At 72.0% G+C, this 21,447-nt stretch carries 20 protein-coding genes and 1 pseudogene; 13 read left to right on the top strand and 8 right to left on the bottom strand.

Annotated elements, in window-relative coordinates:
- Positions 1 to 11: 11 nt before the first annotated feature.
- The gene (locus ACIP8Z_RS16020) at positions 12 to 233 is read right to left on the bottom strand and encodes a hypothetical protein (protein WP_402083593.1); all 222 of its coding nucleotides are present in this window, start codon (positions 231 to 233) and stop codon (positions 12 to 14) included.
- 571 nt (positions 234 to 804) lie between these two features.
- Between ACIP8Z_RS16020 and ACIP8Z_RS16015 the strand changes: the two genes are divergently transcribed.
- Genes ACIP8Z_RS16015 through ACIP8Z_RS16005 form a run of 3 tightly spaced genes read left to right on the top strand, consistent with a single transcriptional unit; the run spans position 805 to position 4,811 of the window.
- Positions 805 to 2,952 carry a helix-turn-helix domain-containing protein gene (locus ACIP8Z_RS16015; RefSeq protein WP_402083590.1) on the top strand — a complete coding sequence of 716 codons (2,148 nt, stop codon included), beginning with the start codon at positions 805 to 807 and terminating at the stop codon, positions 2,950 to 2,952.
- Positions 2,953 to 2,955: 3 nt separating this feature from the next.
- Positions 2,956 to 3,951 carry a hypothetical protein gene (locus ACIP8Z_RS16010; protein WP_402083588.1) on the top strand — a complete coding sequence of 332 codons (996 nt, stop codon included), beginning with the start codon at positions 2,956 to 2,958 and terminating at the stop codon, positions 3,949 to 3,951.
- Positions 3,948 to 4,811, top strand: a complete 864-nt coding sequence (locus tag ACIP8Z_RS16005) for a DUF6339 family protein (RefSeq protein WP_402083585.1) — start codon at positions 3,948 to 3,950, stop codon at positions 4,809 to 4,811. The genes ACIP8Z_RS16010 and ACIP8Z_RS16005 overlap by 4 nt, the downstream gene beginning before the upstream one ends.
- Positions 4,812 to 4,820: 9 nt before the next feature.
- Here ACIP8Z_RS16005 and ACIP8Z_RS16000 read toward each other — a convergent pair whose 3' ends face one another.
- The 4 genes from ACIP8Z_RS16000 to ACIP8Z_RS15985 form a co-directional block, all read right to left on the bottom strand.
- Entirely contained in the window at positions 4,821 to 6,389 is a 1,569-nt protein-coding gene (locus ACIP8Z_RS16000; RefSeq protein ID WP_402083582.1) for a DNA cytosine methyltransferase, read from the bottom strand.
- A gap of 46 nt (positions 6,390 to 6,435) precedes the next feature.
- Positions 6,436 to 7,422, bottom strand: a complete 987-nt coding sequence (locus ACIP8Z_RS15995; RefSeq protein ID WP_402083579.1) for a DNA cytosine methyltransferase — start codon at positions 7,420 to 7,422, stop codon at positions 6,436 to 6,438.
- Positions 7,422 to 7,835 (bottom strand): very short patch repair endonuclease, encoded by a 414-nt coding sequence (locus ACIP8Z_RS15990; protein ID WP_402083865.1) that lies wholly within the window; start codon positions 7,833 to 7,835, stop codon positions 7,422 to 7,424. Before ACIP8Z_RS15990 ends, ACIP8Z_RS15995 begins: the two co-directional genes overlap by 1 nt.
- Positions 7,836 to 7,904: 69 nt before the next feature.
- The gene (locus tag ACIP8Z_RS15985; protein WP_402083577.1) at positions 7,905 to 8,900 is read right to left on the bottom strand and encodes a hypothetical protein; all 996 of its coding nucleotides are present in this window, start codon (positions 8,898 to 8,900) and stop codon (positions 7,905 to 7,907) included.
- A gap of 63 nt (positions 8,901 to 8,963) precedes the next feature.
- Here ACIP8Z_RS15985 and ACIP8Z_RS15980 point away from each other — a divergent pair, with 63 nt between their 5' ends.
- Genes ACIP8Z_RS15980 through ACIP8Z_RS15970 form a run of 3 tightly spaced genes read left to right on the top strand, consistent with a single transcriptional unit; the run spans position 8,964 to position 11,457 of the window.
- Positions 8,964 to 9,788 carry a class E sortase gene (locus ACIP8Z_RS15980; RefSeq protein WP_402083576.1) on the top strand — a complete coding sequence of 275 codons (825 nt, stop codon included), beginning with the start codon at positions 8,964 to 8,966 and terminating at the stop codon, positions 9,786 to 9,788.
- Positions 9,785 to 9,952, top strand: a complete 168-nt coding sequence (locus tag ACIP8Z_RS15975) for a hypothetical protein (protein ID WP_266966298.1) — start codon at positions 9,785 to 9,787, stop codon at positions 9,950 to 9,952. Before ACIP8Z_RS15980 ends, ACIP8Z_RS15975 begins: the two co-directional genes overlap by 4 nt.
- 38 nt (positions 9,953 to 9,990) lie before the next feature.
- Positions 9,991 to 11,457 (top strand): sodium:solute symporter, encoded by a 1,467-nt coding sequence (locus ACIP8Z_RS15970; RefSeq protein WP_402083863.1) that lies wholly within the window; start codon positions 9,991 to 9,993, stop codon positions 11,455 to 11,457.
- Here the strand turns inward: ACIP8Z_RS15970 and ACIP8Z_RS15965 are convergent.
- Positions 11,423 to 12,847 carry an MFS transporter gene (locus ACIP8Z_RS15965; protein WP_402083571.1) on the bottom strand — a complete coding sequence of 475 codons (1,425 nt, stop codon included), beginning with the start codon at positions 12,845 to 12,847 and terminating at the stop codon, positions 11,423 to 11,425. The two genes, ACIP8Z_RS15970 and ACIP8Z_RS15965, sit on opposite strands and share 35 nt — an antisense overlap.
- Positions 12,848 to 12,943: 96 nt before the next feature.
- Here ACIP8Z_RS15965 and ACIP8Z_RS15960 point away from each other — a divergent pair, with 96 nt between their 5' ends.
- From ACIP8Z_RS15960 to ACIP8Z_RS15940, 5 genes and pseudogenes are all read left to right on the top strand, one after another.
- Positions 12,944 to 13,483: a winged helix-turn-helix transcriptional regulator gene (locus ACIP8Z_RS15960; RefSeq protein ID WP_389026031.1), complete on the top strand. Its 540-nt coding sequence runs from the start codon at positions 12,944 to 12,946 to the stop codon at positions 13,481 to 13,483.
- Positions 13,484 to 13,591: 108 nt separating this feature from the next.
- Positions 13,592 to 13,888: a DUF6412 domain-containing protein gene (locus ACIP8Z_RS15955; RefSeq protein WP_030324864.1), complete on the top strand. Its 297-nt coding sequence runs from the start codon at positions 13,592 to 13,594 to the stop codon at positions 13,886 to 13,888.
- A gap of 92 nt (positions 13,889 to 13,980) precedes the next feature.
- Positions 13,981 to 14,691 (top strand): annotated as a pseudogene (locus ACIP8Z_RS15950) (YidC/Oxa1 family membrane protein insertase); the annotation flags it as partial.
- Positions 14,692 to 15,036: 345 nt separating this feature from the next.
- The gene (locus tag ACIP8Z_RS15945; protein ID WP_030324860.1) at positions 15,037 to 15,894 is read left to right on the top strand and encodes a fumarylacetoacetate hydrolase family protein; all 858 of its coding nucleotides are present in this window, start codon (positions 15,037 to 15,039) and stop codon (positions 15,892 to 15,894) included.
- An 88-nt stretch (positions 15,895 to 15,982) separates the two neighbouring features.
- On the top strand, positions 15,983 to 17,539 hold the full coding sequence (locus ACIP8Z_RS15940; protein ID WP_402083567.1) for a choice-of-anchor A family protein: 1,557 nt from the start codon (positions 15,983 to 15,985) through the stop codon (positions 17,537 to 17,539).
- Here ACIP8Z_RS15940 and ACIP8Z_RS15935 read toward each other — a convergent pair.
- Both ACIP8Z_RS15935 and ACIP8Z_RS15930 read right to left on the bottom strand, forming a co-directional pair.
- On the bottom strand, positions 17,511 to 17,993 hold the full coding sequence (locus ACIP8Z_RS15935) for a heme-degrading domain-containing protein (protein ID WP_402083564.1): 483 nt from the start codon (positions 17,991 to 17,993) through the stop codon (positions 17,511 to 17,513). The genes ACIP8Z_RS15940 and ACIP8Z_RS15935 overlap by 29 nt on opposite strands.
- Entirely contained in the window at positions 17,990 to 19,078 is a 1,089-nt protein-coding gene (locus ACIP8Z_RS15930) for a Gfo/Idh/MocA family oxidoreductase (protein ID WP_402083562.1), read from the bottom strand. The genes ACIP8Z_RS15935 and ACIP8Z_RS15930 overlap by 4 nt, the downstream gene beginning before the upstream one ends.
- 85 nt (positions 19,079 to 19,163) lie before the next feature.
- Between ACIP8Z_RS15930 and ACIP8Z_RS15925 the strand changes: the two genes are divergently transcribed.
- Both ACIP8Z_RS15925 and ACIP8Z_RS15920 read left to right on the top strand, forming a co-directional pair.
- On the top strand, positions 19,164 to 20,240 hold the full coding sequence (locus ACIP8Z_RS15925; protein ID WP_402083559.1) for an ROK family protein: 1,077 nt from the start codon (positions 19,164 to 19,166) through the stop codon (positions 20,238 to 20,240).
- A gap of 164 nt (positions 20,241 to 20,404) precedes the next feature.
- Positions 20,405 to 21,424, top strand: coding sequence for a hypothetical protein (locus ACIP8Z_RS15920; protein ID WP_402083556.1), 1,020 nt, complete (start codon positions 20,405 to 20,407; stop codon positions 21,422 to 21,424).
- Positions 21,425 to 21,447: the final 23 nt, after the last annotated feature.

Here is a 21,447-nt window from a genome sequence, read left to right as displayed (position 1 = left end):
GCGGGCCCGCGTCAGCGATCGCCGACGGCGGTTCCGTACCGTTCGACGTCGAGGCCGTGGATTTCCCGGAGCTCCTCGAGCGTCGTTCCGGCGTCGGCGATGACCTGCTTCCGTTCCGTGTCGGTGGTCGCACTGCTCCAATCCAGCTGGACGGAGCTTAACTCCCGACCGCTCGAAGGCGTCGAACAATGGTCGAAGCCGTACGACTCCGCCTCTCCCGAGGATTCTTCCATGGGTGCCTCACCGTCTTTCTACGTGGCCCTGAACCGTCGTCGTCGGCCCGGGGAAACTCTTTTTATGCATGGCGCAGTGCCGCCCGGGCGACCGTCTGTGACGGCCGCTCCGAGCGGCGTGCGAAAAACGTTAGCGGAATTCTCACCGGCTGCGCCAGTCCGGTTCGTCGACGTCTCATGGAGTTCGCCGGAGGGGCGTCGAAGAAAGGCGTGGAGAGGAAATGGGTAGAGCTCTCCCCGTCATTACGGAAGAGGGTTTCCGGGTGCGGTTTCCTATTCCGACACATTGGAATGTAGGGGATTCGATCCGCGTCCGCCAGTCCGTTGACGATTTCTCCATGAATGGAATTCGCGATTCCGGGTGAGTGGCCGCCCATAGATCTCCTGTTCGACCGGATGGAGATTCTCCGCATGGAGCAAAACGGGCAATAAGTTAAATTCCAGTACAACTCGGTCGATGGGGTTGGACTTCGGGGGTGACTGAAGATGTCAAGTTCCGATTGACGGGATCTTCCGCGTCAAATTAGCCTGCTCGTGTCCGCAATCGCAGTGGCAGGAGTGGGGTGGTCGCATGGAGACAGGCGAGGAGTTCGGGCCCTGGTTGGCCCGTCAGCTCAGGCTCGCTGGCAAGTCCCAGGCGGAGTTGGCGGAGGAGCTGGGGCTGACCCGGGCCGCGGTCTCGGCGTGGATCACCAAGCGATCGGTCCCGCGCCCGACCGTCATGGTGGAGATCGCCAAGGCCCTCGGGACGGACCTGGGGACGGTGCACACGCGTACCACCGACACCCAGGTCGGACTCCCCGTCACCTGGTACCACCGGCCCGGCTATCACGACGGCGGACGCGACGGCGGCAACGCCGCTGCCTTCGCCTTCGACGCCGACGTCCAGGTGCTCGCTCGGGAGACGTGTCAGAACAGCCTCGACGAGCGGCTGGCCGAGAATGGTCGCCCCGTGCGGGTGCGCTACACCATCCACGAGCTGACCGGCGGGATGCTGGACGCCTTCCGCAAGGCGATCCTCTGGGACGACCTCCATCCCCACTACGCGTCGGTCTCGCAGAGCGCCTCCCACCAGAAGGTCGGACGCGTCGTCGATGCCGGCGTCCGCGACATGTTCGAGAACGGGCGGCTCGTCCTCCTCCGAGTCGACGACTACAACGCCTCCGGACTCACAGGCGACGACTACGACGACGGCAAGTTCGCCGCCGTCGTCCGTCGCCAGCTGGAGAGCCTCAAGTCCGGTCGTGGCGCGGGCGGTTCCTACGGCCTCGGCAAGGCGACGCTCTGGGCGACCAGCGCGCTCGGCATGGTCTTGATCAACTCCACGCTCTCCGTCCCCCACGAGGGTCGGACCGAGCGTCGCGTCATCGGCCGCCTGGAGCTGCCGTGGCGCTTCGTGGAAGGGGAGCCGTACGCGGGTCCCGCATGGCTGGGACGTCCGGATCCGGACAGCCCGGGAGCGCTGGTGGCCCGCTCCTGGTGGGCCGACGAGGAGACGGTCGCGAGCCTCCATCTCACCCGTGACAGCGACGAGCCCGGCACCTCCTTCCTCATCGTCGGCGCCCACGACGTCGCGAGCCTCGACCAGAGCACCGTCGACCTCGACCTCGACGAGGAGGAAGGTGCCGATGACGACGGGACCCGGGACGTCCGAGCCATGCACCGGAGATTGGTCGAGGCGCTGGGACGGGACTTCTGGGCTGCGATGACCGGCGGAGGAAGCCGCCTCCCGCTCCTGGAGACCTCGGTGCGCACCCTCCGTAACGGGGAGGTCGTCGTCGAGGAGGAGAAGGTCGATCCCACCGTCACCCAACCCTCACGCACCCGAGCCCTGCGAGCCTTCTACGAAGGCACGACCGTGGACCGGCTCACGGAGGCCGGTCAGGTCGCCCTGCGCACGGTCCCGTTCAAGCTGCCTCTCGCAGGCGGGCGCCATGGCACGCTCGGCACGCATCAGGCCGTGCTCCTCGTCACGGACGCCGAGGACGCCGACGGTGCTCCCAACCAGGTCCACTCTTTGCGCGGCAACCGGATGACCATCAAGAAGTCCGGGGTCGCGGGGCTGCCCCTCGGCGTCAACGCCTTCCAGGCCGTTCTCCTCACGGGGCACGCGGCGGGGGACTCGGTTCCCTTCGTCGACGAGGCCGAGGATTTCCTGCGCGCGGCCGAGCCGCCGGAGCACGACCGGTGGGGGCAGACGGAGGAACTGACCCTGCGCTGGTCGCACACCGCCCACCACCGCATCAGCAGGCTCACCACCGAGGTCAACTCGGCGGTGAAGGAACTGGTCGCCAAGCCGAAGCGCTCCGCCGGAGAAGGCGGCACGAAGCTGCGGAAGGCGCTCACCGTCCCCCGCAGGACCACCGCGGCGCCACGGCGTGCAGCGGGGCCGTCCCTTCCGGAACTCGACGGTCTGCAGGCCTCGATCGGTGAGGCGGGGGAATGGCAGATCACCGCCGAGGTGAAGCTTCCCCGTGCCGAAGAGCTGCCCACCATGACGCCGACGGTCCTGCTCGACGTGCGCTCGGGCAGCCGTCCCCGACTCGACTGGGCGGAACTCGTCGCCGTGGACGGCTGCGAGGTCGAGAACGGGGTGCTCCGCTTCTCGCCCGGCGCCCGGCGCGCCGTGTTCAGGGGATCCACCGACGTCACCAGCCATCCGGTCCGTACAGCGCTCACCCGGCTCGTGCTCGAACTGCGCGCCGGCAAGGGGGAGTGAGCCATGAAGTTCTATCCGTACAAGCGGCTCAACCGTCCGATCGCCCTCCGCGTGACCTCGGCCACGCTCAGGCTCCCCGACGGCAACCGTGACCATCTGGACACGTCGGCGTACTCCACCCAGCAGCGGACCGTCGCCCTGGGCGTTGCCCAGCACGGGGACTGGGTGTCGGCCCGCATCGGCCTGTCCGCCACCCTGCCGCCCGGTGCCGACTCCGACGACGCACCGTGGACCGGGCTGCGTGTCCTCGCCGTCCTCACCGACGGCGAGACGAACGTACGCACCGCCGTCGACCTCCGGCAGGACGCCCCGGGGAGCAAGGAGTGGTCCGGCACCGTCGAGGTGTCCCGTGAGGACCACGTCGGTCGCGCCACCCTCGCGGCCCTGGCCGTCGCCGAGGTCGACGGGGTGCCGGGCCGGTCGATCGCGGAGACCGACGAGGACTGGACCGTCGACGTCGTCGCGGAGGAACCGCTCGGCGGTCTCCGCCTCGACGTGAAGCAGGTGAGCTTCTCGAAGAGCACACGGGAATGGCTGCGCCCCTATACCGACGTTCCCTGGATCGTGGATGCCTCGGGACGGCTGCCCGCGGTCCTGATCAACACGGACATCGAGGGTTTCTCCGACCTGCTGGGCGCAGAGAGCGGAGGTCTTGAGAGCAAGGTCCACGAGATGCTCGTCGCGCAGATGGCCACCGACGTCTGGACCGCCGTGTTCCACAGTTCCGTGGGCGACCTGGAGCTGGAACCGGACGGCTCGCCGGTCTTTCCCACCGACTGGCAGGGCGAGGTGCTGCGCGAGATGCTCCCCGACGTGGTTCCGGGGGTCCACGTGGAGGAGGCACTCCGCCGGGTGCACCGGCGGCGCACCGGCGACGCGGGTTGGGTGGAGCTCCAGACTCGTATCCACTACGCGGCCGTGCGGCGCGCCGGCGCGAGCAAGGCGCTCACCAACGCCCTGCGCGGACTCCAGCAGCTGAACCGAGGGGACAAGGCATGATCGAGAAACCGCTCCACCTCCCTCTGCGGCTCGGTCTGCTGTCCGCGTCGGCGGCCGACCCGTTCCTGACGGAGGACCTGCTCAAGGGGGTCGAGGGTCACGGAGGAGTGGACCTCGCCAAAGTCGTCGAGCCGTTGCCGGAGGATGATCCCCGCTGGGAGGTCGAACTGCTCAGGGAACTCGTGGAGGACGCGCTGCACGGGTTCCGCGACAATCGGACCCAGGCCGACGCATGGCTGGCGCCCCGGCTGCACGCCACTCTTCGCCTCACGCGGCGGGAGGCGGCGGACCGAAGGCTCTGGAACCATCTCGCCCTGGCCGTCGCTCCGGACTACGTGGCGTGGCGGCACCTCCCCCCGAGCAAATCGAAGATCAATCCGGAACGCTTCAAGGGCGCACTCGATCGGCAGTGCTTCTCGCGGCTGTGGTGGGCGGCGGAGATGTTCCGCAACGGAAACGACTACTCCCCCGTCGAGGCGGCGTGCGCCAACCAGGACCTGATCCACTCCGCCCTGCGGCGTGATCTCATCGACCACCGGCCCACCGCCCAGGCCCTGGTACGGGTCCTGGGACGCGGGATCGCCACCACCGGCCGTGAGATCGAGGGCCTCATGACGGCGATCAACGCCGCCGGAGCGACCCTCGTCTACGACGCGTTGGCTCCGGACGAGCCGCGTGACCCCGAGGTGCTGCGCCGGTGGGTCGCGGAGGCCGAGGCAGCGCCCTCGGTCCCGCGACGTTCCTTGCCGGACGGACCTGACGAGGATCCGGTCCCGGAGACCTCGGTGGTCGCGCTCACCGACCTCTTCGCGGATCTGTTCGAGACAGCTCCGGTCAGAGGCAGGACGGTGCAGGGCTGAGCGGGAGGGTCACCTGCCGGTGAGCGGGTGACCCTTCAGGTCGCGGTGCCCGAGAGGCTTCACCGTCCGCTCGGGCGCCCAGGCCACCAGGTCCTGGACCCCCTGCTCGAGCCTTTCCGCCGCCTCCTTCTTGTCCAGGTCGGGCTCGAGCACGTGTCGCAACACGTGCAGAGCGAGCCTGGGAGGTACGGCATTGCCGATCTGCTGCGACACGTCGTTCCCGTCCCACGGGTACGCGGCGGGGAACGTCTGCAGCACTCCTGCCTCGGCGCTGTTGAAACGGTCGAGCTCGCCGTCCAGGTCCTTGTCGGTGCCTTGGTGGACCACGCGGTTCCGCGACACCTTTCCGGTGATCGTCGCGGATGGGGTGTCGTGGTCACGCCGGCCACGAGCCTCCGGCACCCCGCCGGTCCCGTAGTTGGAGACGACGGTGAACGGGGGACGGGAGCGCACCTTGCCGCCCGAGAACGGCTCGGCGTGCATCAGCGCGGTCTCCATGGAGATCCACTTCTCGGGCCGGGGCCGGTCCTGTTCATCCCCGGTGGTCTCCACAGGAAGCGTCTCGGTCTGGTCCGCCTTCGCCGGCGCGGGACGGGAAGCGCCGCGGTGGTACAGCTCGTGGGTCTCCTTCATCCTCGGAAGAGGGTCACGGACGTCCCCGTCCCGTCGGGCCATCAGCACCGCGCGCCGTCGGGTCTGGGGCACACCGAAGGCCTCGGTGTGCAGGAGCTGCGTCGCGGTCCGGTACTCGAGGGTGCGGAGCACCGCTTCGTACTCCTCCCACACCCGCATCACCGCCGGTACCTGTTCCAGGACGACGGCCTCGTACGCCGTCGAGCCGGGCCGCCTGCTGCGCTCGATGATCCACCACAGGGGCTGCAGGACGAGTCCCGTCCGCTCGTCGCCCAGCTCCTCGAGTCGGACTTTCAGCTTCTCCAGCTCGCCGTCCAGATCGCCGAATTCCTTGAGCAGACGGGTGAGCTCGGCATCGGGGAACGTGAGGGTCCGAGGCGCATTGAGCTCCTTCAAGAGCCGCTTCGCCTCCTCCGTCGAGTTCCCCAGCTCCTCGAGACGATTCCGCATGGCCTTGCGCTTCTCGGTCCTGGACTGCTCCACAGCGCGCTTCTCGGCCTTGAGCGCACGGGCCTCGACCTCCTTGCGCCTGAGCTCCTCGTGGATCTGACGCCAGGCGCGGAAGACCTGTGTCCAGGCTGCCAGCGGGTCGGGGTGATCAGCGGTGTCGCGCACAACCGTGTGCAGGCGGCCGATGTACCGCAGCACATCGTCCAGCGCCCTGCGCCCCGCGCCGTGCCCTGCGACGGTGAAGGTCTGGCACGGCGGTCCACCGGTCAGCACCTGGGCATGGGGGAAGAAGGCGGCACGGTACTCGCGGACGTCGCCCTTGAAGGTGTCCATCCCCGCCTTGGCACGGGTCGCGCATGCTCCGGCATCCCACTCGATACCGGTCACCTCGTGCCCGAGGACATGCGCAGCCACATCGAGCCCACCGGGGCCCGCGAAGAGGTCCAGAATGCGGAACTTCGCCGGTGAGGGGTGTTGCATCTCGACGTGACTCATGGGCGTGAAGTCTAGCCGGCCGGCCGAGGTGCGGTGTACGCCTCGTCTACGGCCTGTGGACAGAGCGGAGCGCGGTCGCTATGGCCGTACCGAGTTCCCTGCCCACGGGTGGGGGTGTGGCGTGACCGATCTGCCGGTACCGGGCGGTCTTCCGCCCCGTGATCCGCCACTCCGGGGGGAACGACTGCAGGAGGGCCGCCTGGTCCACCGTGATCTTCACCATCTGCGAGGGGTCGTCCGAGCGTGGCCACACGTAATCAGCTCCGGGCACCTCGTCCGCCAACGAGCCGGCGTTCACCCCCATGCGCGCCCAGGCCCGCTTCGTTCCGGAGGGACCCAGATCCGCCCCGCCACGATTCTCGGATCCTCCGACCAGCGTCGGGGCCACGGCCGAGGCCTGGGCTGCCCAGGCCTCGGCGTCGCGCCAACCCCGGGCTCTCATGGACGGGAGCAGGACCCGACCGACCGGGACGGGCTCGTCCACGGTCGGGTCGGGAGGGGAGAAGGCGTCGAACCACGGCTCCTTGAGAGCCACGAGAATGCCCTGTCTGCGTTCCTGCGGTACCCCGAAGTCCGCCGCGTTGAGCACGAACCAGCACAGCCGATACCCGAGATGTGTGAGTTCGGCCCGGACGAACTCGCGCACGGCGGAGTACGTGGGGGAGTCGACGAGGGCGGGCAGGTTCTCCAGCAACAGGGCGCGTGGCTGGATCGCGTGGACGAGATAGATCGTGGCGGTGAGAAGTCGCAGCTCCTGGTCGCTGTCCGCGCGCCCCACGGCGGCCGAGGCCTTCACCCGCGGAAGACCGGCCGACAGAAGATCGACGTCCAGGGTCTCCGGGTGCTCGTCCGGCAGGAAGGCGACCAGGTCCTCACGGATCACGTTCCAGTGCGGCCTGTTGGCCAGCAGGGTCTCGCACGCCTGAGGTTTGTCGTCGAGGAGGAGTACCGGCGAGAAGCCCGCGCTCTCCAATCCCGTCGCCAGCCCGCCGGCGCCGGAGCAGACATCCACGAAGCGAAGCCGATCACCCATCATCCGCCTGCACGTCCCCGCGAGGGCCTGGTGCGACCCAGGCGCTCCCGATCCACCGTCGCTTTCACCGTCGCCGCGACCTCGGCCGCCGGCAGGTGCTCCCAGAAGCGCAGGACCACCCAGCCCTGGGCCTCCAGGTGCTCGGTCGTCTCCCTGTCACGCGTCATGTTGCGGTCGAGCTTCTGCCGCCACCACTCGGCATTCGCCTTCGGCTGCGTGGCGTGCTCCGGGCAGCCGTGCCAGAAGCAGCCGTCGATCAGCACGGCCACCTTGACGGAGGTGAAGGCGACGTCGATCCGCCGTCGGGCCATGCCCGGGACCGGGAACTCGACGCGGTAGCGCAGGCCGGCCGCATGGAGAAGACGCCGGACCGCGAGCTCGGCGGCTGTGTTCTTGCTGGCTTGCCTGCTCATGCGGGCCGAGACGGCGGGGGACGACGGTACGGCTTCGGACACACCTGCATTGTGCCGGAGGTCCGCTGATCACTCCGCCCCGTGGCACTCCCCGTACGTAGCCTCCCGGCCGCACCAGCACTCCTCGCCCCGCGCCGGCGGCCAAGCCGTCGCCTTGCCGCGGGCCGCCAGGGTCGTCGCGTACTGCGGCAGCAGGTCCGCGTTCGACGGGTGGGTGGATTCCGAGGCTGCGAAGGCTTCGTACGAGGGGACCGTGGCTCGGACGATGCCCAGGTTCGGGGTGCCCGCCTGGGCGAGTTCTCGGAGGGAGGCCTCGATGTCCGTCAGGTGAGCGCGGTACGTGGGGTACTCGGCCTCCAGTTCCGGGTACGCCGCGAGCAGTTCGTCCAGTTCCGGTTCCGGCCAGTGCAGGACCGCCACCGGGAACGGGCGGGAGAGGGCCGTGCGGTACGTGCCCAGTTCCGAGCGGAGGCGGGCGATCTCCGCCTGGAGTTCCGCCGGGTCCTCCGAGCCGAGTGACCACAGGCGCTTCGGGTCGTGGAGTTCGTCCAGCGGGACGTCCGCCGTGTGCAGGCGGTCCGCCTGGTCGTCCCAGTCGTCGTGTCCCAGCGCCAGCATCCGCCGGATGCGGTGGCGGGTCATGAGGAGCGATTGTGTCGCGTGGGGGAGTTCCGCCGACGTGACCAGCAGCGCCGCCGCTTCCGTCAGCGTCTTCTCCGCCGCCTCCAGTTCGTCGTGCGCCTCCAGCGTCTCCGCCGCGATCTCCCACGGCGCCGCGTCCGTGGGCCGTGCGCTCCGGACGCCTTCGATGATCGCGCGGGCCTCCGCCTCGTGGCCGTACTCCCACAGGTTCGCCGCCTTCAGCGACCTGATCAGGAGCGGGTTCGTGGGGGAGGCGGAGAGCAGCGTGTCGTACAGGGCCGTCGCTGCCTGGCGGTCGCCCGCCAGTTCCAGGTGTGCCGCGGCCTGGAGGTACAGGGGTTCCCGGTCTCCCGGGTACTGCGCTGCCGTGCGCAGCAGGCGCTCGGCTTCGGTGGTGTGGGCGGCAGGCGTGTCGGGGCGCATGCTCTCCACCGTACTGCTGTACGGGCCTGGAGAGTTGGCGCCTCAGCGCTTATCGTGCCCCGCGTGCGGGCCAGGGTGGGGCAGCGGGTGCCGGTCGTCGTCCAGTCGCGGGGGCGGCGCCGTACCGGTGCGCGCGTGCTGTGGGTGTGCGCCGAGACCGTCGTCACCTGTGGTGTTGTCGTCCTGCTTCTCGTGGTCCACCAGCTCTGGTGGACCAACCAGCAGGCCCGTGCCGAGGCCCTCCAGCAGGTGCGTGTGCTCGAGCGGGAGTGGGACATCTCTCCCCCCTCCCCTACCTCCAGTGCCTCCGATGCCGCCAGCCCCGCCGGCCCCGCCAGTGCCAGTGGCCCGTCCAGCTCCTCCAGTACCGGCGCTCCCTCCGGTGGACCCGCCCCGGGTGCGACCCGCACGGCCCCCTCCGCCGCCTTCGCCGTCCTCCGTATCCCCCGTCTCGGACTGACCGTCCCCGTCGCCCACGGCGTCTCCAAGCGGTCCGTCCTCGACAAGGGGTACGTCGGGCACTATCCCGGCACCGCCGCCCCCGGTCGTACCGGGAACTTCGCTCTCGCCGGGCATCGCAACACCCACGGCGAGCCCTTCCGGTACATCAACCGGCTCGCCAGGGGGGATGTCATCTCCGTGCGGACGCGGGGGGCCACGTACACCTATCGCGTCGATCGGATCCTGCCCCGGACCGCTCCCCGTGACGTGGGGGTGGTGCGGGCCGTGCCGCGGTCGGTCGTCTCGCCCTCGTACGGGTACGACGCCCCCGGCGCCTATCTCACCCTCACCACCTGCACCCCCGAGTTCAGCAGTGCCTACCGGCTCGTCGTCTGGGCGAAGCTGGTCTCCTGGGCGAGGGTCTCCTCGTTAGGGTCGGCCGGGTGATCAGACGTCGGCCCCATCTGCTGTGGCTCCTCCTCCCGTACCTCCTGTTCGTCGTCGCGCTGCCGTTCGTGAACCGGGTGCCGTTGTTCGTCCTCTGGCTGTTCGGGGCGACCCTCGTCACCCCCGTCGCCGTCGCCCTCGCCCGGCGGGGGGACCGGTCGTGAGTTCCGCCGCCGTCGCCGTGTCCGTCTTCGCGTTCTTCATGGTGCTCACCGTCGTTCTCGGGCTTCTCGCCGTGCGCCGGCACCAGACCGGTGGGCTGGACGCCTGGTCCGTCGGCGGGCGTTCGCTCGGGCCCGTGTTCATCTGGGTGCTCATGGCGGGGGAGGGCTACACCAGTTTCAGTTACCTCGGCGCCGCCGGCTGGGGCTACAACTACGGCGCCCCCGTGCTCTACGTCGTCGCCTACATGTCCTGCGGCTATGCCGTGGGTTACGTCGTCGGGCCCATGCTCTGGGGGTACGCCCGCAAGCACGGACTCGTCGCCCTCAGCGACATGGCCGCCCACCGGTACCGCCGGCCCTGGCTCGGTGCGGCCGTCGCCGTCCTCGCGACCGTGTTCCTGCTGCCGTACATCCAGCTCCAGATCACCGGGATGGGCGTGGTCGTCTCCACGATCTCGTACGGGACCATCGGCCTCGACCTCGCCTATTTCCTCGCCTTCGCCGTCACGACGGCCTTCGTCGTGGTCAGCGGGCTGCGGGGGAGCGCCTGGGTGTCCGTGCTCAAGGACGCCCTCGTGGTGCTCACCCTGGGGTTCCTGTTCGTGTACGTGCCCCTGCACTACTTCGGTGGGTTCGGGGAGTTCTTCGGACGGCTCGTCGACGAGAAGAGCGAGTGGCTGAGTCTTCCCGGACACGGCGGCGAGGAGAGCGGGTACGGGGTCGGCTGGTTCGCCTCCACGACCGTGCTCAACTCCCTCACCGTCGTCATCTTCCCGACCACCGTCGCCGGCTACCTCGGCGCCCGCGACGCCGACACCCTCCGCCGCAACGCCGTCTGGCTGCCCGCGTACAACGTCCTGCTCTTCGTCCCCATGCTGCTCGGCACCGCCGCCCTCTTCGTCGTCCCCGGGCTCGTCGGCGCGGAGTCGAACCTCGCGCTGTTCAAGCTGGTCACGGACGCGCTGCCGGCTTGGGCCGTCGGGATCGTCGGCGTCGCGGCCGCGCTCTCCTCGATCGTGCCGATGGCCGTGTTCATGCTGGTCATCGGCACCATGTGGGGGCGGAGCGTGCTCAGTCTCGTGCCCCGGCTGCGGGCCCGTGAGAAGGGGCTCTCGCAGAGCGTCGTGGTCGTCGCCGGGGCACTCGCGCTCCTCATGACGTACACCGCGCCGAACACGCTCGTACGGCTCTCCCTCATCTCGTACGAAGGGATGGCCCAGCTCCTGCCCTTGGTGCTGCTAGGGCTCGTGTGGCGGCGGATGACGGTGGTGGGTGGGGTGTGCGGGCTCGTGGTCGGGGTGGTGATCGTCTGCGTGCTCGTCTTCTCCGGGAACGATCCACTGTGGGGCGTCAACGCCGGGCTGCTCGCCCTCGTCGTCAACCTGCTCGTGAGCGTGGTCGTGAGTCGGTACGGGCCGCCCGAGCGCGGTGACCGGCGCGCCGACGAGGACGTCCTCGCCCTGGAGGAGTTCACCGACGCCGCCGTCGTCCGAGCGTCAGCGTGAGCCCCGCGCCCGTCAGGGCCAGGGTCGCCGCCACCAGGATCGCGGTGTCCGGGCCCGCCGTCGCCAGGGCCAGCATCAGGGCCACGCCCGCCGAGGAGCCGATGTAGCGGGCGGTGTTGTTGGCGCCCGAACCCATCGCCGCGCGCTCCGGCGGTACGGAGTCGACCGCGAGGCGTGGCAGGGCGGCGTTCAGGAGGCCGCTGCCCGCGCCCGCCACCAGGAGGCCCGGGAGGAGGCGGGGCCAGGAGCCGGCCGGGCCCTCCAGGCCGCCGAGCATGGCCAGGACCCCCGCCGCCGACAGGACGAAACCCAGGGCCAGTTGGTACGGGGCGGAGAGGCGGCCCGCGAGCCGGCGGGTCTGCAGGGCCACGACGAACGCCGTGCCCGACCAGAGCACGAACAGCCATGCCGCGCCCAGCGGGGACATCCCGGCACCCGCGCCGTTCCCGGTCCCGCCGCCGCTCTGCAGCAGCGCCGGCACCACGCTGAACAGGCCGATCACGGCCAGGCCCGTGAACAGCGCCCCCAGCGTCGACGCCAGGAACGCCGGCCGCCGCAGCAGCGCCAGATCCACCATGGGCGTCCGGCTGCGCTGCTCGACCCGTACGAACAGCGCCGTCAGGGCGACGGAGGCGAGCAGCAGGAGGCCGACCTGGGGGCGCAGCCAGCCGTCCCGGCCGAGGGTGAGCGCGGTGAGCAGGGCCGCCAGGGCCAGGCCGAGGGCCGTCGCGCCCGCGATGTCGGGGCGGGTGCCCGAACCGCCGGGGTTCTTCGCCGCCCCGTCGGCGGGCAGCAGGCGTGCCCCCGCTCCCGCGGTCACCAGTGCCGCCAAACCCAGGACCTCGTAGGCGAGCCGCCAGTCCACCAGGCTCAGCGCGCCCGCGAGGAGCGGGCCCAGGGCGATGCCGGCGCTGACGGACGCGCCCCAGATCCCGGTCGCCCTGATCCGGTCGCGGCCGGCCGGGTAGGCCTGGGCCAGCAGGCCGAGGCTGCCCGCGAGGACCGCCGCGCTCGCCGCGCCCTGGGCGATCCGGGCCGCGGTGAAGGTGGCCGTGGAGCCCGCGAAGGCGCCGAGGGCGGTGGTGAGGCCGAGGGCGAAGGTGCCGAGGAGGAAGACCCGGCGGCGGCCGTGGGCGTCGGCGAGGCTGCCGGCCACCAGGAGGAGGACGGCGAGGCCGAGCGGGGTGCCGTTGAGCAGCCAGGCCCGGGCGGAGGCCGGGGTGCCGAACGCGGCGGCCATGTCGGGGAGGGTGAGCATCGGGGCCGTGTAGTTCATCAGCGCGACCGTGGTGGCCGCGGCGGTGACGGCGAGCGTGGCCCCGGTGCGGGTGCGGGCGGGGAGGCCGTGGGGTGGGGCGGGGGTGTGGGCGGTGGAGGCGAGCTGGGGCATGGCGGGGACCTTTCACCCGTCGGTTCGGTGAATGAACTCTGTGCGGGACGGCCAAGGTACCAGGAAGGTTCATTCAATGAACCTCGATTGGGTAGAATGAATTCCATGGCTCTCGGCAAGGACTACGCCCACCAGCAGTGCTCCATCGCCCGCGCCCTCGAAGTCATCGGGGAGCGCTGGACCCTGCTCGTCGTGCGCGACGCCTTCTACGGCGTCCGCCGCTACAACGACTTCCTCGTGCACCTCGGCGCCCCCCGCGCCGTCCTCGCCGCCCGCCTCCAGGCCCTCGTCGAGGCCGGCGTCCTCGACCGGCGGCGCTACCAGGAGTCGCCCCCGCGCGACGAGTACGTCCTCACCGACCGCGGACTCGCCCTCTGGCCCGTCCTGCGCTCGCTCGGCGCCTGGGGGCGGGCCGAGGTCCCCGGAGCCGTGGCGGTGCGCCACTTCCACCACGCCGACTGCGGCACCGAACTCGGCCCGTACGGTGAGTGCCCGGCCTGCCGCGTCCCCGTACCGCCCGCCGACGTCGAGATGCGGCCCGGTGACGGGCTCGACCGGGACCCCGCCGACCCGGTCAGCCGCGCCCTGCTCGCGCCTCGCCGCCTCCTCGTCGCCCTGGATCACGCGAATCTCTGAACACGGCCCGGGCACGGGAACTCCTGGGCCGCCCCGTACGTCCTCTCGGTGAGATACGGCGTGTACGCCGGAGAAACGGCGCGTACGGAGCAGAGAGGGGGTGGCGGAATGACGACCAGGAGTCTTGTCCTGCGCGTGCTCGCGCCGCTGTTCTTCCTCCTCGCCCTCGCCGATCTGCTGCTCTCCGACGGCGGTGGCGTCTCCGCCGCGGTCGCGCTCGCCGCGACCACCGTCGTCTGCGCCCTGTTCGGAGCCCGTACGGCTCCGGCCGTGCCGCCCACCGCCGTGCGCACCGCCATCCGCGACCGCGAGCGGCGCACCGCCTTCCTGCCCCAGCGCGATCCCGACGCCGCGGGGCGTCGCAGACCCCGCGCTCCCGGCCGCCCCCTTCCGACGGCCGCGTAGGAGCACCCCCACACCGGACACCTCTCACGCGGATCCGTCATGCCGAGACCTGACATCTCCCCGGCACGACGAGACCCCACGGAGGGCTCCCCTTGTCCGTCATCCTTTCCGCCTTCGGCTCCCTGGTCGAGCGGCTCGCCTCCCTGCTCGAACCGCTCTTCGCCACCACCGCCACGGCCGCCGCGATCGTCCTCTTCACGATGCTCGTACGGCTCGCGGTCCACCCGCTGTCCCGGGCCTCCGCCCGGGGGCAGAAGGCCCGCACCCGGATCGCGCCGGAGCTCGCCGCGCTCCGCAAGAAGCACGCCAAGAACCCCGAGCGGCTGCGGAAGGCGGTGACGGAGCTGCACGCGCGGGAGAAGGTCTCGCCGTTCGCCGGGATCCTGCCCAGCCTGCTCCAGGCGCCCGCGTTCCTGCTGATGTACCACCTGTTCGCCGGTGACCGGATGGCCGGGCACACCCTGCTCGCCGCCCCGCTCGGCGACCACTGGGCCGACGCCCTCTCCCACGGAGGCCCCTTCGGCCCGGCCGGCCGGGTCTACCTGGTCCTCTTCGCGCTCGTCGCCGCCGTGGCCACGTACACGTACCGGCGTACGAAGGCGCAGCTCGCCGCCCAGCCCCTGGACCTGGGCCGGCCCACGCCGGGCGCGGGCGCCATCGCCAAGGTGATGCCGCTGCTCTCCTTCGCCACCCTGATCACGGTCGCCGTCGTCCCCCTCGCCGCCGCTCTCTACGTGGTCACGAGCACCACCTGGACGGCCGTCGAACGCACCCTTCTCTTCCGGGAGCGCCCCGATCGGGGCGACGAGGAGGGTGAGACGCAGGGCGAGGCGAAGGGTGAGGCGCAGGGGGAGGCGAAGGGTGAGACGCGCGGCGAGAAGGAGCGCGGGACGAAGGGCCGGGAAAACGGCCGGTCGCAGGGGCAGCCGAAGGGCCGTCGGCAGGGGCAGGCGAAGGGCCGGCAGAAGGGTCGGCAGAAGGGCCCCGCGCCGCTTGCTACTCGCGCGTAAGGGTCCACTGGCTGAACGGGGTCTTGCAGAGTGACCCGTTGTCTTGGAGGATCGACCAATCCTCCGATGGCCGCACTCCATCGGCCGGGGTACCTCAGGGCCCTTTCCCGGGCCCGCCTCGACCACAGGGAGAAGTCCATGAAGCTGCTGCGTGTCGGCCCCCCGGGAGCCGAGCGTCCCGCCCTGCTCGACCAGGACGGGACGCTCCGCGACCTGTCCGCGCTGGTCGACGACATCGACGGCAGTCTGCTCGCCGACGCCTCCGCCCTCGACCGGGTACGGGCCGCCGCGGGTGCCGGTGTGCTGCCCGCGCTCGACGCCACCGGGCTGCGCGTCGGCCCGCCCGTCGGCCGGATCGGCAAGGTCGTGTGCATCGGGCTGAACTACCACGGCCACGCCGCCGAGACGGGCCAGGCCACCCCGGCCGAGCCCGTCGTCTTCCTCAAAGCCGCCGACACGGTCGTCGGCCCGGACGACACCGTGCTCGTACCGCGCGGCTCGGTGAAGACCGACTGGGAGGTGGAGCTCGCGATCGTCATCGGCCGCACCGCCCGCTACCTGGAGACCGACGAGGAGGCCCTCGCGCACGTCGCCGGGTACGCCGTCGCCCACGACGTCTCCGAGCGCGAGTTCCAGATCGAGCGCGGCGGCACCTGGGACAAGGGCAAGAACTGCGAGACGTTCAACCCGCTCGGCCCCTGGCTCGTCACCGCCGACGAGGTGCCGGACCCGCAGGCGCTCGGCCTGCGCCTCTGGGTCAACGGCGAGCTCAAGCAGGACGGCCACACCTCGGACCAGATCTTCCCCGTCGCCGAGGTCGTCCGGTACGTCAGCCGGTTCATGACCCTCTACCCGGGCGACATCATCAACACCGGCACCCCCGCCGGTGTCGCCATGGGGCAGCCGGAGCCCAAGCCGTACCTGCGCCCCGGTGACGTCGTCGAGCTGGAGGTCGACGGCCTGGGCCGGCAGCGGCAGGAGCTCAAGAGCGCCTGATCCCCGATTGCATCCTTCCTCCGGGAAAACGGCGGCGCCCCGCGTGGGGCGTCGCCATTTTCATACTCTTTTTTGCATATTGCCGGATATGGAACATCAGGAATCCCCGGAAGCACCGGAATCCCCGGGCTCACCGAAAGCGCCGGCACCCACCCCCACGCACGAGCGCCGCCGTGACCGGCGCCGTCTCGCCGTCATCGCCGCGTCCACCGCCGCGGCCACCGCCCTCGTCGGCGCGCTCGCCGTCAACGGCTGGGCCGACCCGCTGCCGGGCGGTCTCGGTCCCTGCCTCCCGGGCACCTGCCCGACCGGCACGTACCCCGACATCGGCAGCGGCACCGTCAGGTACCGCGACAACAACATCAACGTCTACGTCGGCGGCGACATGCTCGTCCGCGAGGCCGCCGCCGAGGCCGAGGGCAAGGTCGTCGTCCTGGGCGGCTTCGACATGAGGAAGCGCGCGGGCGCCTCCAGCGTCTACAACGTCGGCGTCGCGGGCGTCGGCTCGCGCGTCCCGCCGGAGAACGGCACCGACTTCCTCACCGTGGGCAAGGACCTGACGGTCGCCACCGGCCAGCGCCTGCTCGCCGAGGAGGGCTCGGTCAGCGGCGTCGTACGGTACGGGGGCACGCTCTCCGGCACGGTCGCCCCGCCCGCTGTGCACACCGCCGGCGCCGCCGCCCCGTACACCGCGCTCCGCGACCGGCTCACCGACGCCAGCCACTGCTACGCGTACGTGAACGGTGCCTCCCGCCCCGCCACCGGCACCGCCGTCAACAACAACAGCGAGACGGTCTTCACGGGTGACGGCACGTCGAAGCTCCAGGTCTTCAACGTCGCGTTCGACCTGGAGACCATGGGCGGCCGCCAGCAGGGCATCCGCTTCGAAAGGATCCCGGCCGGCGCGACCGTCCTCGTCAACATCCTGGGCGCCGACCGCACCGTCGACACGTACATCAACCAGCTCCCGGACGGGCTGCGCGAGCGGGTGCTCTGGAACTTCCCCGACGCCACCACCGTCACGTTCGAGGGCACGGCCCAGTTCGCGGGCAGTGTGCTGATCGGCAACCAGGCCAGCACGACGACGATCACGATGCCGGGCATGAACGGCCGCTTCTTCACCACCGGAAACCTGACGCACGCCTCGGAGACGACCGGCGGCGGTGGCCAGGAGCTCCACGCCTACCCGTTCAACGGCGACCTGCCGTCCTGCGGCGGCAGCACGCCCACGCCCACCCCCACGCCGACGGAGCCGACCCCGACGCCCACGGACCCGACGCCGACCCCGACGGACCCCACCCCCACGCCCACGGACCCGACGCCGACGCCGACGCCGACCGACCCGACCCCGACCCCCACGGACCCGACGCCCACCCCGACCGACCCCACGCCCACCCCCACGCACACCCACACCCATCCCACGACCGGCGGGTCGACGAACGGTGGCGGTGACGGCGGCTACGGCGACAACGGGGGCGACGGCGGGTACGGAGACTCCGGCGGTGGCCACCACGGCCCCGACGGCGAACTCTCCGAGACCGGCGCGGGCACCGGGAAGATCGTCATGGGCGCCACCGCCGTCGGTCTCGCCCTCGGCGGCGGCGCGCTCGTCCTCGTCAGCCGGCGGCGGAGGCGTACGAGCTGAGGAGGCGTTCCAGTGCCTCGACGACCATGGCGTGGTCCTCGGCCTGCGGCAGCCCCGAGACCGTGACCGAGCCGATCACGCCCGCCCCCTCGACCGCGACCGGGAACGCGCCGCCGTGCGCCGCGTACCGGTCGGGGTCGAGCCGCGAGGACGCCTCGAAGGTCGTCCCCTTGGCGCGGAACCGCGCGCCGACCAGGAACGAGCTCACGCCGTACCGCTCGACGACCCGCCGCTTGCGGTCGATCCAGGCGTCGTTGTCCGCGCTCGACCCCGGCAGCGCGCAGTGGAAGAGCTGCTGCGGCCCGCGCCGGATGTCGATCGCCACCGGCGCCCCGCGCTCCCGCGCCATGCCGACGAGCAGGCCGCCGAGCGTCCAGGCGTCCTCGTACGTGAAGCGGGGGAGGACCAGCCGGGCCTCCTGCGCCTCCAGCTCGCTCACGTCCTGGGTGCTCACGGCTTCACCGTGATTCCCTCGCGGGCGGACCGCTTCGCCGCCTCCAGGACGTCGAGCGCGGCCGCGGCCTCGTGGGCCGTCACCGGGTTCTCGCCGGTGCCGCGCAGCGCGGCGGCGACCGCCGCGTAGTACGCCGGGTAGTCGCCCGGCAGGGACTCGACCGGGGTCCCGCCGCCGGTCAGCGGCGACTCGCCGGAGCCGATCCGGCCCCACAGCTCCTCCGGCTCCACGCCCCACGCCGTGCCCGGCACCGGGCGCAGCCCCTCGCGGAGGGCCGCCTCCTGCGGGTCGAGCCCGTACTTCACGAAGCCCGCGCGCTGCCCGAGCACCCGGAAGCGGGGGCCCAGCTGGGCGGTGGTGGCGCTCACGTACAGGTGCGAGCGGACGCCGTTCGCGTGGGTGAGCGCGAGGAAGGTGTCGTCGTCGGCCTCGGCGCCCGGCCGGCGGACGTCCGACTCGGCGTACACGGAGACCACCGGGCCGAACAGGACCAGGGCCTGGTCGACGACATGGCTGCCCAGGTCGTAGAGCAGACCGCCGATCTCCGACGGCGCACCGGACTCGCGCCATCCGCCCTTGGGCAGCGGGCGCCAGCGCTCGAAGCGGGACTCGAAGCGCTGGACCTCGCCGAGCGCCTCCTCGTCGAGGAGCCGGCGGAGGGTCAGGAAGTCGTTGTCCCAGCGGCGGTTCTGGAAGACGGAGAGCAGCAGGCCCCGCTCCTCGGCGAGGGCCGCGAGGGCGCGCGCCTCGGCGGCGGTCCCGGCCAGCGGCTTGTCGACGACGACCGGCAGGCCCGCCTCCAGGGCGGCCGTGGCGATCGCGACGTGCGTCTTGTTGGGGGAGGCGACGACGACCAGGTCGAGCTCGTCCGCCGCCCCGTCCGCCCACAGCTCCTCGGGGGTGGCCACGACCCGGACGCCCGGGTGGGCGGCGCGGGCCTCGGCGGCCCGCTCGGGGTTGCCGGTGGTGACGGCGGCGAGGACGAGGTCCTCGGACGCGGCGATCAGCGGGGCGTGGAAGACGGAGCCCGCGAGGCCGTAGCCGACGAGGCCGACGCGGAGAGGGGTGCGGGGGGTGCCAGTCATGCCCCTCACTTAAGCAACGGTGTTGCCAAAGTGCAAGCGACAGCGACAATGGGCAGGTGAGGACGGACCTGATCGGAGTGATGGAGTGAACGTGCCGGCCCTGCGCAGCCCCAACGCGGCGCTCGTGCTCGACCTGCTGCGCACCGCGGGCGAGACCGGCATCAGCCGCCTCGAACTCGCCGAGCGGACCCGGCTCACCCCGCAGGCCGTCAGCAGGATCACCGCCCGTCTCCGGTCCGAGGGCCTCGCCGCGGAGGCCGGCCACCGCGCCTCGACCGGCGGCAAGCCCCGTACGGTCCTGCGGCTCGTCCCCACCGCCGGGTACGCCGTCGGCGTCCACCTCGACCGCGACGAGCTGACCACGCTCCTCACCGACCTCGCGGGCGCGGTCGTCGCCCGCCGCACGCGCCCGCTGGACCTGGGGGCGGGCGCGGGGCCCGTCCTGGACGCGGTGACGGAGGAGGTGCGGGCCCTGTCGGCCGGCTCCCCCGCCACCGGTCCTGACGCCGCCGCCGAACCCGCTCCCGCCCCCGTCCTCGGCGTCGGGGTCGCCATGCCCGGGCCGCTCGACCACCGCGCGGGGGTCCCGGGCCGCGTGACAGGCTTCCCCGAGTGGGACGGCCACCCCGTGCGCGAGGAGCTGGCCCGGCGCCTCGGGCTGCCCGTCGTCCTCGACAAGGACACCAACGCCGCCGCCCTCGGCCTCGCCGTCCGCCCCGCCGCCCCCGGCTCCTTCGCGTACGTCCACCTCGGTACGGGGCTCGGTGCCGGCCTCGTCCTCGGCGGGGCGCCGCTCCGGGGGGACAGGACGGGTGCCGGCGAACTCGGCCACCAGACCGTCCAGCTCGACGGGCCCCCGTGCGGCTGCGGCGGGCGCGGCTGCCTGGAGGTCCTGTGCCTCGCGGCGGTCGCGCGCGGCGACGACGCCGGGGCCGCGCGCGTCCTCGGCGCGGGCGCGGCCAACGTCGTACGGCTCCTCGACATCGACGAGGTCCTGCTCGGCGGCCGGCTGGTCCTCGCCGCGCCGGAGGTGTTCGCGGGCGGGGTGCGGGAGGTCCTCGCCGGGCTCGGCCTGACGGCCCCGGTGCGTGTGGCGGGGGAGCGGGACGCGGTGGCGGAAGGGGCCGCGTGGCTGGTCCTCGCCCCGGTCTTCGGTAAGTAGGCAGAGCTGTAAAGGCGTAAAGACGTACGTACGACAGTAGGCCGATCGGGCGGATCGGCCGGGCCGTCCGGGGGCGGACGTGGTGTCGCTGGCACGCCCCCGCCCCCGCCGCATGGCAGCGTCGCGGCCGACCCGTACGTCCGCGAGCAGCAAAGGCCCGGCCCATGGCATCCGCCCCCCTGCGACCGCGCAGCCCCCGCGCCCTGACCGCGGCGGCCGCACTGGCGGTCACCGCGACGGCCCACCTGGCCCTGGCGTCCCCCGCCCCGGCCGCACCGGCCCCCTCGGCGCCCCCGACGACGACCCCCGCCCCGGCGCAGGCCGCCCCCGACATCCCCGCCCCCGATCCCCCCGCCCCCGCCTGCGGCACCCCCTCCGGCTCCGCGTTCCCCCTCGACACCCGGATCCACGGCGGCCCGGCGGACTACCCCGCGGGCGGCCCCCTCCAGGAGTGGAAGCTCGATCTCACCAACACCACCGACGCCACCTGCTCGGGCGTCCACCCCGTGCTCGTCCTCACCGACGAGCGGCGGGTGCTGCGGCCCGGGCAGATCCGGTTCGAGTTCTACGACGCCGGGGCCGCGCGCTGGCGGCCGGTGACCTTCGAGGCGACCGAACAGGCCGAGAACATCGGCGTGTTCACCGGCCCCGACGGCTCCGAGGGGTCCGGCACCTCCGAGGGGTCCGGCACCTCCGAGGGGTCCGGCACCTCCGAGGGATCCGACGGCTTCGACGGCTTCATGGTGCCCGCGGGCCGGACCCTCACCATCCCCGTACGGCTCGGCTTCCGCGCCGAGGCCGCCCCCGACGAGGTCGTCGTGAACGCCGCGGTCGTCCAGCGCCGGGGCATCGACGGCGACTGGGTCGGCGAGTCCGGCGACTACCGCCTGACCGTCAGGCCCGCCGACCCGGACCGCTCCACCGGAGCGGACGAGCCCACACCTGACACATCCGGCACGTCCTCCCCGGTCGCCCCCTCGCGGCCCCCCGGGGCCACGCCCCGCCCGCCGAGCCCCACCGCCGAGGATCCGGGCGGGCTCGTGCTCGCCGGTCCGGACCGCGAACTCGCCAGTACGGGAAGGGAGTCGGAGGATCACGCCCTGTTCCTGGCACCCCTCGCGGCCGCCCTCGTCCTCCTCGGCGCCGTCCTCTTCCGGGCCGCCCGCCGCCCCCGGCACCGGTGAGTCATGCCGCGTACACCTTCCCG

The sequence above is a fragment of the Streptomyces sp. NPDC088553 genome, assembly GCF_044752965.1.
GTDB lineage: Bacteria > Actinomycetota > Actinomycetes > Streptomycetales > Streptomycetaceae > Streptomyces.
Note: the sequence above shows the minus strand (reverse complement) of the source record. Positions and strands in the feature narration are given on the sequence as shown.